This window comes from Aurantimonas sp. A2-1-M11, from assembly GCF_036549475.1.
In the GTDB taxonomy this organism is placed as follows: Bacteria; Pseudomonadota; Alphaproteobacteria; order Rhizobiales; family Rhizobiaceae; genus Aurantimonas.
In genome coordinates, this window is record NZ_JAZHLI010000090.1 from 1 (window position 1) to 12,009 (window position 12,009).

General features: G+C 63.6%; 12 protein-coding genes. 9 read left to right on the forward strand and 3 right to left on the reverse strand.

What is annotated here, in order from left to right:
• A partial coding sequence (locus VQ042_RS22750) for an ISAs1 family transposase (RefSeq protein WP_331822577.1) occupies positions 1-460 on the reverse strand: 460 nt, incomplete at its 3' end.
• Positions 461-639: 179 nt separating this feature from the next.
• Between VQ042_RS22750 and VQ042_RS22755 the strand changes: the two genes are divergently transcribed.
• The gene (locus VQ042_RS22755) at positions 640-2,124 is read left to right on the forward strand and encodes a sensor histidine kinase (protein ID WP_331822578.1); all 1,485 of its coding nucleotides are present in this window, start codon (positions 640-642) and stop codon (positions 2,122-2,124) included.
• Between the two features lie 520 nt (positions 2,125-2,644).
• Here VQ042_RS22755 and VQ042_RS22760 read toward each other — a convergent pair.
• Both VQ042_RS22760 and VQ042_RS22765 read right to left on the reverse strand, forming a co-directional pair.
• Positions 2,645-3,013, reverse strand: a complete 369-nt coding sequence (locus VQ042_RS22760) for an ABC transporter substrate-binding protein (protein WP_331822579.1) — start codon at positions 3,011-3,013, stop codon at positions 2,645-2,647.
• A gap of 193 nt (positions 3,014-3,206) precedes the next feature.
• Entirely contained in the window at positions 3,207-4,406 is a 1,200-nt protein-coding gene (locus VQ042_RS22765; RefSeq protein ID WP_331822588.1) for a GTP-binding protein, read from the reverse strand.
• A gap of 228 nt (positions 4,407-4,634) precedes the next feature.
• Here VQ042_RS22765 and VQ042_RS22770 point away from each other — a divergent pair, with 228 nt between their 5' ends.
• The 8 genes from VQ042_RS22770 to hydA all read left to right on the forward strand — a co-directional run bounded on the left by VQ042_RS22770 (position 4,635) and on the right by hydA (position 11,391).
• A complete protein-coding gene (locus VQ042_RS22770) occupies positions 4,635-4,925 on the forward strand; it encodes an ATP-binding cassette domain-containing protein (protein WP_331822580.1) in 291 nt (96 codons plus the stop codon).
• Entirely contained in the window at positions 4,922-5,164 is a 243-nt protein-coding gene (locus VQ042_RS22775; protein WP_331822581.1) for a hypothetical protein, read from the forward strand. The genes VQ042_RS22770 and VQ042_RS22775 overlap by 4 nt, the downstream gene beginning before the upstream one ends.
• Before the next feature lie 138 nt (positions 5,165-5,302).
• On the forward strand, positions 5,303-5,998 hold the full coding sequence (locus VQ042_RS22780; RefSeq protein ID WP_331822582.1) for a GntR family transcriptional regulator: 696 nt from the start codon (positions 5,303-5,305) through the stop codon (positions 5,996-5,998).
• Positions 5,999-6,229: 231 nt separating this feature from the next.
• Positions 6,230-7,024: a basic amino acid ABC transporter substrate-binding protein gene (locus VQ042_RS22785; protein ID WP_331822583.1), complete on the forward strand. Its 795-nt coding sequence runs from the start codon at positions 6,230-6,232 to the stop codon at positions 7,022-7,024.
• A 168-nt stretch (positions 7,025-7,192) separates the two neighbouring features.
• Positions 7,193-7,867, forward strand: coding sequence for an amino acid ABC transporter permease (locus tag VQ042_RS22790; protein WP_331822584.1), 675 nt, complete (start codon positions 7,193-7,195; stop codon positions 7,865-7,867).
• Positions 7,867-8,610, forward strand: coding sequence for an amino acid ABC transporter ATP-binding protein (locus VQ042_RS22795; RefSeq protein WP_331822585.1), 744 nt, complete (start codon positions 7,867-7,869; stop codon positions 8,608-8,610). Before VQ042_RS22790 ends, VQ042_RS22795 begins: the two co-directional genes overlap by 1 nt.
• Before the next feature lie 63 nt (positions 8,611-8,673).
• Positions 8,674-9,894: a cysteine desulfurase-like protein gene (locus VQ042_RS22800; protein WP_331822586.1), complete on the forward strand. Its 1,221-nt coding sequence runs from the start codon at positions 8,674-8,676 to the stop codon at positions 9,892-9,894.
• 72 nt (positions 9,895-9,966) lie between these two features.
• Entirely contained in the window at positions 9,967-11,391 is a 1,425-nt protein-coding gene (hydA, locus tag VQ042_RS22805; protein ID WP_331822587.1) for a dihydropyrimidinase, read from the forward strand.
• Positions 11,392-12,009: the final 618 nt, after the last annotated feature.

Genomic DNA, 12,009 nt, shown 5'->3' on the forward strand with positions numbered 1-12,009 from the left:
TGGCGTCGATGGTGACGATGGCGCCCTCGATGGCCAGCATGTCCAGGAGCTTGGGGATGGCGACGATCTCATTGGACTTTTCCGCCACCTTGACCTGCCCGAGCACCAGGCGCCGACGGGCGGCAAAGGCCGAGACCGTGTGAATGGGGTTGAGGCCGCCCTTCTTGGCGGAGCGCCGGCTGGCCTTGCCGTCGATGGCGATCACATCGGCGGGGCTTCCGGTCAAGGCGGCGACCCAGCTGACGAAGCAGTTCTGAAACTGCTCGGCATCCAGCGCGGCGTAAACTTCACCCAGCCGGTCGTGATCGGGCGCGCCATTGGCAAAGGGCCGCAAGCGCCGCAGCAGGTCGAGCTTGTCTTTACCGAACTGGGCGATTGCGGTGAAGGTTTCGGCCCCTGCCAGAACCGCAAGCAAGGACAGCAGCAGGATCTCGTCCAGCGGATAGATCACGGTGCCCATGGCGTCCCTAGCGCTGCACCTTATTCCGGACCCACCCTGAAGTGGCCTGATGGCAGCGTGACTGCTCGTGCCCTATGTGGACGCTAGCGTTCATCTCGGCGCCACACGAATCGATCTCTGCATTGAACTGATTCCAGGAGCACATGTCCCATCCAGTGACACACAGCCCCGAAGAACCTATGGAGACGATTACGTTCCTTTCGGAGTCGATTGCTCTGCAAGAAGGGTTGCGCTTGGGCGGCGCGGGGATCTGGCGTTGGAAGCTCAATAGCGAGCAATTGGAATGGACGTCCAACCTCGAAAATGTTCACCATCTTCCACCTGGTTCTTTTGATGGAACCCTGTCGAGTTTTCAGAAAGATATTCATCCCGACGACGCTGGTGTCGTCTGGAAAAATATTATGGAAAGCATAGAGACAGGAGCACCCTACAGAACTGTTTACCGAATTGCTCCACGCTCAAACATGCCCGATTTGTGGATCGAGACATCTGGCGGTGTTACGACCATGTCGGATGGTTCGAAATATCTGACCGGGGTATGTCTAGACGTGTCTGATCGCGTCAGGAACGAACACAAGCTAGAACGACGGCTTGCCCAGCAGCACGCGGTCGCGCGCTTCGGCTCGTTTGCTCTCAACGAACGCGATTTTCAGAAAGTACTAGATAGCGCTGTTCAGGTCGCAGCTGAGCTTCTTCGCGTTCCTCTCACGAAGATACTACAATTCGCTGATAGTGCCGACCACCTCGTGCTCCGTGCCGGGATTGGGTGGGCGGACGGCCTTGTCGGTCACGGTAAAGTTGGTATCGAGCGCGCGTCACAGGCTGGATACACCTTGTTGGGAAAAGGCCCGGTTATCGTCAAGGATCTTTTGACAGAAACGCGCTTCGACGGCCCCCAACTTCTGCATGATCACAATGTGCGAAGCGGAATATCTGTTGTCATTCCAGGTACCAACTCGCGGCATTTCGGCGTGTTCGGCATTCATACACCCGAGATTCGAGACTTCGACCAGACCGACGCCGAGTTTCTCGAATCGCTGGCCAACATTGTAGCAGGGGCTGCGAGACAGGTCGCGGCGACGGATCAACAGACGCTGCTGATACGCGAAATGGCGCATCGCGCCGGCAACATGCTGCAATTGGTGATCAGTATTGCCGGTCAAACGTTCAAGGCAGATGCGGACACCAAGATCGCCCGAGAATCATTTACCGAGCGGCTGAGCGCACTCGCACGCTCAAATTATGTCGTATCCCGCGGAGGATGGACATCAACGCGCTTTGCGGAATTGGTGGAAGAGGCAATGAAGCCGTTTGGGACTCAAGTGACCACCGAAGGACGGGACATATTGCTTCCGCCCGAACTTTGCTTCGACATGGGGCTCGTCCTGCACGAACTGGCGACGAACTCGATGAAGTACGGCACGCTGGGCGGGGACGCCGGAGCGGTCCACGTAAAATGGTCATTGCACCCAGGTCCCGACGGATCGAAGCTATTTCGTTTCGGTTGGGATGATCCTCTGTCAACTTCGGATGCCTCATCGAAAGGTACCGGGTTCGGCTCGAAGCTTGTCAGCGCCCTGATAGAGCGAAAGTGGAAAGGCCGCTTGACCATCGAACACGCGCCACATTTCAAGACCACGCTGACAGTGCCGGTTGCGATATAACGAGCGATACCTTGGCCAGCGGCCTTCGCCTGGGAATCCCGTTTCGATGTACGCTTCCGAAATGCCGCCGTGGGACTGAGTGGGGCACGGCGTCTGGCTTCGCGAGGCGCGCCGGGGTCCTCGAACCGAGATTGGCAACCTGATTTCTGTCGCTCCGGCGTGCTTGAAGGGAGCGCACCACACTGGTACACAGGGCTCTTGATCGTGCGATCGCGTTCCCATACATTTCAATGACTAAGCGGGTGTATCGGTGGAGTCCCCCCTCTCCGCCATTCCTGAGTCATTGATTTCACATATCTGAAACGTCCGGATTCTCTGCCTTCCTGTCACAGCGCCCTGTCACGATTTTTTCGGGCGTTTGTTACTTGCAAGATTCCCTCACACCCTTCGTCACGAGGCGCGGATCAGTCTTCTGGTTCCGTAAACCGGTTCCGGTCAATCTGCGTCAGGTGACGATCACCGCATCGCTCATGAACAGGCGCGTGGCCAATGGGAGACAAGCCTTGATCTCAACGCCCAATCACCGGAGGGGCTTTGCCTGGTAAGCGTAAGCCAGTCCACTATTACCGTAGGGAGATATCGTCGAGAAGTGGGCCAGCAGTGCGATGAGCGGCGCGAAGGGCTCCGCCATGCGGATCACCACGGCGCCGTCCTCGGCGGAGAGGCTCTCGATACTGGCGCGCTCGAGCACGCCCGGCTTGCCGCGCGCCTTCTCCAGCGAGGCGGCCGCCGCCTCGGCGGTCAGCAGCGTGCCGTCGTGGAAACGCACACCCGCACGGATGGGCAGCGTCCAGACCAGCCCGTCCTCCGAGACGTTCCAGGCGGTGGCAAGGCCCGGCTGCGGCCGGCCTTCGCCGTTGACCTCGAGCAGCGTCTCGCCGACTTCCATGCGCTGGAAGACGAAGCCCGAGAGGGAGGGTCGGCGCCGCCGATCTCGAAGGGCGCGACGATGTCGAAGACGCCGTCCGGGGCGGCAAGCGCCGGCAGCGGGAGAAGGCAGGACAGGGCAAGGGCGAGCGGGCCCAGCACGCGGGGAAGATGGATCATGGATGGTCTCGGACGTTGGAGAGGAGAAAAGCGTCTCATGCGGCGCGGGCCGCCCAGTTCGGGAAGGGGTCGGGCAGCCGTTCCCAGAGCTTCGGCTCGAAGCGGTCTTCGGGCACCAGGCAGGCATCGAGCCGGGCCCGGATCGCCGCCTCGTCCATCGGGTCGGTGCCGATGAAGACGATCTCCTGGCGCCGGTCGCCCCAGAGCGGATCGAGCTTGGGCGCCATCAGGCGGCGGAACTCGGGATCGTCCGGCCAGTGGTCGCTCGGCACCGCCGACCACCAGAGCCCGCGCTTCGCCGTCCGGATCTGCGCGCCGGCCAAGGCGAGTTCGTCGACGTGGTTCGGGCGCGTCGCCAGCCAGAAGAAGCCCTTGGCGCGTAAGACGCCCGGCCAGGGCTCGCCGATGAAGCGCTGGAGCGCGGCGGGCTGGAACGGACGGCGGGCCCGGTAGACGAAGGAACGGATGCCGTATTCCTCGCTTTCCGGCACATGCGCCGCAAAGCCGTGCAGTTCACAGTACCAGAGCGGATGGGTATGGGCCTTGTCGAAGTCGAAAAGCCCGGTGCCGAGCACCGCGCCGAGCGGCACGTGGCCGTGGTCGCCCTCGACGATCAGCGCCCCGGCGTTCAGCCCCCGGACGATGGCGCGGGCGGCATCGAGCGCCGCGGGGCCGGCGAGCGCGGCCTTGTTGAGGACGACGACGTCGGCGAACTCGATCTGCTCGACGAGCAGGTCGACCAACGTACGCTCGTCGCCTTCGCCAAGGGATTCGCCGCGATCCCGAAGGAAGTCGCTGGAGGCATAGTCCTTCAGGAGGTTGGCGGCATCGACCACGGTGACCATCGTGTCGAGACGAGCAACGTCCGACAGGCTGAACCCGGCCTCGTCCCGGAATTCGGAGGTAGCGGCGACCGGCAGCGGCTCCGAAATGCCGCTCGATTCGATCAGCAGCGCATCGAAGCGCTGCTCGGCCGCCAGCCGCCGCACCTCGGCGAGGAGGTCGTCCCGCAGCGTGCAGCAGATGCAGCCATTGGTCATCTCGGCCAGCGTCTCCTGCGTGCGCGACAGGTCCGCGCCGCCGTCGCGCAAGAGCGCCGCGTCGATGTTCACCTCGCTCATGTCGTTGACGATGACGGCGACGCGGATCCCTTCGCGGTTGCCGAGGACATGGTTGAGCAGCGTCTTGCCGGCACCGAGGAAGCCGGACAGGACGGTGACGGGCAGACGATTTATTGGACGCTCCGTGATCAGGACGGAGTGTCCGTAATGTTATCTCATAACAGAGTCAACGGTGGGAGGGGGCGCCGCTGGTACAGCGTCCATCGACTCGTCCCAATGACGATATCGCCAAGCGACGGGCGTGCCGCTGGCGTCAAATCATAAGCCGCGCGGCGACCGGTTCGGGGATTCAATCCTGGGCCTCAGTGTCCGAAGCGGGTTTCGCGGAAGGACGTCGCTGTCGTGCCGCAGGGGCGGCAGATCTGCCCCTCCTTGACTGTCCAGGAAAACCTCACGGTTGCGGCACGTGGTCCTGCGGGCAGCGGATGGTCTGGTTGGGAACTCAGGGACGCATACTCGGCCTTTCCGCGGTTGGAAGAGCGACAGGGCCAGTTCGCCGGCTCTTTGTCGGGCGGCGAGCAGCAGATGCTGGCGATCAGCCGGGCGCTGATGACCAGTCCGCGGCTCCTTCTCCTTGATGAGCCCTCGGAGGGACTTGCCCGCAGATTGTCGCAGAGGTCGGCCGGGTCTTGAAAAATCTGAGCCGCACCGGGCTGTCGATCGTGCTTGTTGAGCAGAACATCAAGGAGCCCTCCCATGACGACCTTTCCCGTTACCGCCGCACCGGTCGCCCACTGCGCCAGCGCCTGATCGACGACATGTCCGTGCGCCGGGTCTCGGCCGAGACGCAGCGCAACTCCCACCGCCGGTTTTGGAAGAATGATCAGGACAGACATCGGCCGGTGATCGGCGCGGATGTGTCGGGCAGGTAGGCTCGCCGGCAGCTACCGCGATGCTTGCTGCGGAGCGTTGCAGATGGGACTGCTTGATCATCAAACTGTATGGAGTGTCGGCCGCGTATGGTATGCGTCAATTCAGATCAGCAATCGAGCAGGGAGCGTCATCGGACGATGACATCAGTACGGGATTCCGCCAACCGGGTGGATCGCATCTGTTCCGCCATCCGCCGTGCCATCATCGAGCGGGCCCTCTCGCCGGGAGACAAGCTGCCCGAGGATGCGCTCGGCGAGCGCTTCGGGGTCAGCCGCACGATCGCGCGGCAGGCGCTCGGCCAGCTTGCGGGCGAGGGTCTGGTGGACCTTAGGCGGAACCGGATCGCGGTGGTCGCCACGCCGACCTTCGAGGAGGCGCGCGACACCTTCGACATCCGCGTCGAACTGGAGCGTCTGGTCGTCAAGCATCTGGCCGGCTCGCTCAGCCGCGAACAGATCGCCGAACTGGCCGCCCATATCGAGGCGCAGGACAAGGCGACGGGCGGCCCCGAGGCTGCGTCGATCCGCCTTGCGACCGATTTCCACGTGCTTCTGGCGCGCATGACCGGCAAGCCGATCCTCATCCGCTATGTCAGCGAAGTCGCCTATCGCAGCGGCCTGTCCCTCTCGGCCTATGGCCGGCCACATTCGCCGGAATGCGCGGTCAACGAGCACCGGCGGCTCGTCGACGCACTGGCGACCGGCGACAAGAACGAGGCGATGAAACTGATGGCCGGGCATCTGGAAGCCGTGGCAGATCGCGCCTTCCTTCCCGACGCCGACAGGCGGGCACGGAACCTCGTCGAGATCCTGGCGCCCTACGTGGACGACTGAGGCGGGCGGCCGACCCGCCTGTTCGTGTGGCGTCACACCGAAGAAATCTGCTGGGCGGTGTTGCATCGAGTGATTTTTCGCATACAGTTTATGCTTCAATATGCATGCAATAAAAATAGGCATCTGCATGCCAGTCATTCAGGCAGATGCTGCGGGACGAAACGCCACAGTTCGATTTCCAGGCCGGCCGATGGCCGGTGCGCTCCACGCAACGACACAGGGAAGACTTGCATGATCCGGACAAACATCTTCGCTGCCGCCACCACCGCTCTCCTCCTGGTCTGCGGGCCGTCCCTCGCCGAGACACTGACGGCGGGCGCCAATATCGGCAACGTGCCCTGGGAGTTCCAGAACGAGGACTCCGAAATCGTCGGCTTCGAGGTCGACCTTTTGAAGGAAGTCGCCGATCGCCTCGGCTATGACGAGGTCGACATCCAGAACGTGCCGTTCAACGGCCTGTTCTCGGCCGTCCAGTCTGGCCGCATCGACGTCGCGATCTCCTCAATCACAATCACCGACGAACGGCTCCAGTCTGTCTCCTTCGCGCAGCCCTATTACGACAGCGACCAGTCGCTCTCGACCCGCGCCGACTCCGGCATTACGGGCGCCGGCGACCTGAAGGGCAAGACGGTCGGCGTCGATACCGGCTCGACCGGCGACATGTACTCGACCGAGCGCGAGAGCGAGTGGGGCCTTGCGGGGATCAGCCGCTACGAGGGCCTCAACCCGGCCATGCTCGATCTCGCGGCCGGGCGGATCGACGCCTATGTCTCCGACATCCCGGCGGTCGCCTATTACCTCAAGGACAAGCCCGACATGAAAGTCGTCGAGCGGCTGACCACGGGCGAGCAGTATTCGATGATGTTTGCCAAGGACAGCGAACTGGTGGCCAAGGCCGACGCGGTGCTGACGACCCTCAAGGAGGAAGGCTACATCGCCGACCTGCACGAGAAGTGGTTCGGTACCCAGCCCGAAGCGACCACCAGCACGGTGGAAGTGCGCGAGATGCCCAAGCCGAAGTCGTAGAGGCCTCCGGCGGGCCGGACGCCTCGCGTCCGGCCCGCATGTCTACTCCGGGAATGACGGCGGCCCGATGGATATCGTTTCCACCTTCTTCAACATCGACGTTCTCCTGCGCTATTATCCGCTGCTCCTGGAAGGGCTGNTGTCTACTCCGGGAATGACGGCGGCCCGATGGATATCGTTTCCACCTTCTTCAACATCGACGTTCTCCTGCGCTATTATCCGCTGCTCCTGGAAGGGCTGTGGCGGACGATCGCGCTCGGCGCGCTGTCCATCGTTCTGGGCCTCGTCGGTGGTCTCGTCCTTGCGATGCTGCGGATTTACGGTCATCCGATCCTGAGGTTTCTCGTCGTCGCCTATGTCGATGTGTTCCGGGCGCTGCCGGTGCTGGTCTGGCTGGTCATCGTCTATTATGCGCTGCCCTTCGTCGGCATCCGCCTGTCGGCCTTTGCCTCGGCCACGACGGCGCTGACCATGATCTCGAGTGCCTATACCGCGGAAATCTATCGCGCGGGCATCCAGGCCATTCCGCGCGGCCAGTTCGAGGCCGCCCAGTCGATCGGGCTGAGCCAGTGGTTCCTGATGCGCGACGTGGTGCTGCCGCAGGCGATCCGCATCGTCATCCCGCCGCTCACCAACAATTCGATCAATGTCATGAAGGACACGGCGCTCGCCTCCGTGGTGGCGCTGCCGGATCTCCTGAAGCAGGCAACGCAGGCCCAGGCGCTCGCCGCCAATCCGACGCCGCTGATCGGCGCGGCGATCCTCTATCTCCTGCTTCTGTTGCCGCTCGTGCGTCTGGTCGCCGTCTTCGAGGCGCGCCATGCCAAGAAGGGAGCCCGCTGATGGACGACGTGCAGCCGATCATCGAGATGCGCGGCGTCGGCAAGCGCTTCGGCAAGTTCGAGGCACTGCGCGGGATCGATCTGGAGGTCGCCGCAGGCGAAGTCGTGGTGCTACTCGGCCCCTCCGGTTCCGGCAAGTCGACGCTGATCCGCTGCATCAATCTGCTGGAGCAGTACGACAGTGGCGACGTCATCTTCGACGGCACACGGGTCGAGCCTGGCCGCAAGCTGCAGAGCGTGCGCCAGGAAGTGGCGATGGTCTTCCAGGCCTTCAACCTGTTTCCCAACCACACGGTTCTTGACAATGTCGCGCTGGGACCGGTGCGGGTGCGTGGCCTGAGCTGGGACGAGGGCCGCGCCCGCGCCCGCCGGTTGCTGGAGCGGGTCGGCATCGCCGAACAGGCTGAAAAATACCCGGTCCAGCTTTCGGGTGGCCAGCAGCAGCGCGTCGGCATCGCCCGGGCCCTGGCGATGGAACCGCGCATCCTCCTCTTCGACGAGCCGACCTCGGCACTCGATCCGGAAATGGTCGGAGAGGTGCTCGACGTCATCAAGGGCCTGGCCGGCGAGGGCGTGACCATGCTTCTGGTGACCCACGAAATGGGGTTCGCACGGCAGGTGGCTGACCGCATCGTCTTCATGGAGGCCGGCGAGATCAAGGAGATCTCGTCGCCCGAGACCTTCTTCACGGCGACCCGAAATGAGCGCGCCCGCGCCTTTCTCGATGCCGTCCTCAATCACTGACATGCGGGCACAGACATGCGGGCAAGCCCCGCGTCTTCCGACAAAGACTGAAAGGCCGATCCGATGACACTCGACATGGACTTTGTCCGCCGACAGTTTCCGGCGCTTTCTGGCGACTGGGTCTTCATGGATAATGCCGGTGGCAGCCAGGTGCTGTCGCGGGTCGCCGAGCGGGTCTCCGACTATCTGCTGACATCGAACGTCCAGACCGGCGCCACCTACGCGCCGAGCCAGCGTTCTACCGAGCGGGTGCGCGCGGCGCGCAACGCCTTCGCCCGCTACCTCAATGCGGCCGATGCGAGCGAGATCGTCATGGGCGCCTCCACGACGATGCTGATCCGGGTCCTGTCGGAGGCGATGACCGGCAGGCTCGAGCCGGGCGACGAGATCATCGTCACCAATACCGATCACGAGGCCAATATCGGGCCGTGGCTCAAGCACCAGGTCCGCGGCGTGGTCGTCAGATTCTGGCATTGCAATCCGCAGACTCTGGAACTCGATCTCGACGACCTGAAGGGGCTGATGAACGAGCGCACCAGGCTCGTCTGCGTCACCCATGCGTCGAACATCCTGGGCACGATCAATCCGATCGCCGAGATTTCAAAGATCGCCCATGCCGGCGGGGCCGAGGTATGCGTCGACGGCGTCGCCTATGCGCCGCACCGCGCGATCGACGTCCAGGCGCTTGGCGCGGACTACTACATCTTCAGCGTCTACAAGGTGTTCGGGCCGCATTTCGCGGTGATGTGGGGCAGGAAAGACCGGCTCCTGGAACTCGACAACATCTACCATTTCTTCTTCGGCAAGGATGCCGTGCCCCACAAGCTGGAGCCGGGCAACATCAATTACGAACTCGCCCACGGCTCGGTCGGGGCGATCGACTATGTCGAGCAACTGGGCGCGATGGCGGGTGCGACGGCCGGGCGGGCGGCGGTGGAGGGCGGCTTCCGCGACATCGCCGAACAGGAGCGGGCGATCACCGCGCGGCTGATGGACTTCCTGCAAAGCCGCAATTCGATCCGCATCGTCGGCCGGGCGTCGAGCGCTATCGAGGACCGGGTCGCGACGGTGAGCTTCACCGTCGACGAGCACGATTCCAAGGCCATCGTCGATCAGGTCGATCCGCACATGATCGGCATTCGCCACGGCGACTTCTATGCCAAGCGTCTGATCCAGGATCTCGGGCTTGCCCCGCAGAGCGGTGTCGTGCGCGTGTCCATGGTCCATTACAATACGCTGGACGAGGTCGACCGGCTGATCGCCGCCCTCGAACCGGCGCTCTAGCCGCGCTGTCTGAACGGCGGCAGCCATGGCCGGCGCCGGTCGCCAATCCCCTGCTCATTGATCGGATTTCCCATGCGCTTCGACCTCGTCATCGCAAACGGCACGATCGCCACGGCTTCCGACGTCTTCGCCGCCGACATCGCGATCCGCGATGGCGTGATCGTGCAGATCGGTCGGGATCTCGGAGAGGCCGCCGAGACCATCGATGCCACCGGGCGCTACGTGCTGCCGGGCGGCATCGACAGCCATGTCCATATCGCCCAGCCGTCCGGTGAGGGGATCGTCATGGCCGACGATTTCGAAAGCGGCACGCGCTCGGCTCTGTTCGGCGGCAACACCACCATCCTGCCCTTCTGCCTGCAGGAGAAGGGCAGGCCGCTGCGCCAGGCATTGAAGGCCTATCACGCCCTGGCGGATGGCAATTGCTACACCGATGTCAGCTTCCACCTGATCGTCTCCGACCCGTCGGACGCGGTGCTCGGCCAGGAACTGCCGGCGCTTGTCGAGGACGGCTACACCTCCTTCAAGGTGTTCATGACCTACGAGGATCTGCGGCTCAGCGACGCTCAGATCCTCGACACGATGGATGTCGCCCGGCGAACCGGTGCCCTCGTCATGGTCCATTGCGAGAACGAGGACGCGATCCGCTACCTCATCGGCCGCCACGAGGCCGAGGGGGACGTGGCGCCGCGCGCCCATGCCGCGACGCGCCCGATCGCCGTCGAACGCGAGGCGACCCACCGGGCGGTGTCGCTGGCCGAGGTCGCCGACGTGCCGCTGGTGATCGTCCATGTGTCGAACCGCGAGGCCATGGAGGAAATCGAACGGGCCCGCAGGCGCGGCCGCAAGGTGATCGGCGAGACCTGTCCGCAATATCTGATGCTGACGGCGGACGATCTGGAGGGCATGGACTGGGAGGGGTCGAAGTTCGTGTGCTCGCCGCCGCCGCGCGACGCCGAAAGCCAGGACGCCTGTTGGGATGGGCTGGAACGCGGCGTCTTCGACCTGTTCTCCTCCGACCACTGCCCGTTCCGCTACGACGACCCGGCCGGAAAGCGCAATGCACGGGGCATGACCAGCTTCCGGCACATTCCCAACGGCATTCCCGGCGTGGAGCTGCGGTTGCCGATTCTGTTTTCCGAAGGGGTGGTGAAGGGCCGGATCGACCTGCAGCGCTTCGTCGCCCTGACCGCCACCAACCAGGCGCGGACCTATGGGCTCTATCCGCGCAAGGGCACCATCGCGATCGGTGCCGACGCCGACATCACGCTCTGGGATCCGGCCGTGACCCGCACGGTTCGCCATGCCGAGATGCACGACGGCGCCGACTACTCGCCGTATGAAGGGCTGGAGCTCAGCGGCTGGCCGACGACAATCGTCCTCGGCGGCAAGGTGATGATCCGCGACGGCGAACTGGTGGGCCGCAAGGGCGACGGGCAGTATCGCCGCCGCGACCGGTCCCATCTCGCGACGCCCCGGAATTCCGCCGTCCCCTGAGTTCCAGCGCGAGGTGCAACACCTGGACGATGCAGGATCGGCTCGGTTTCCAGACCTTCCGGGAGTGTTGCAATGTCATGCTACGAGCATCTTCGCCAAGCCCCCGCTACAGGGACAGGATTGAAGCTGGCACGCACTGCCTTCGTCGGTCGCAATTGCCGCCACGGCACTCGCCGGGATTGGTCCGGAAGTTCAGATGCAGAAGCGCCAACTCTTGAAACGGCAGATATGAACGAGCCGTGATCGATGTCCTCGAAGCCCGGCCCCTCGGCGCCGCCTGCGCGTCATCGAATCACGTCAGACCCATAAGTTACGCCTTCCGTGCCTCCAGCCATTCCCGCGCCTGTTCCTCGGTCGGAAAGGTCGGATGCGCTGGCGCGCTGATCTCGTCGCCCATGGCGTCGTGGATGGTGTCCTGCCCGCGAAACATCGTGGTCCAGATCCCGTCCGGTTTCTTGATCTCGAAGCTGTAGATCGCCCGCTCGCCCTTCTCGGCGATCAGTGTCTCATACCGACCAGCTCATGAACTGACCGCTTTGATGTAGGGATAGTTGCAGAGGGACCGGATGCGGGCTTGATCTTTGGTGGCGCGGTTCCAGGCATCGCAGCATGCGTCGA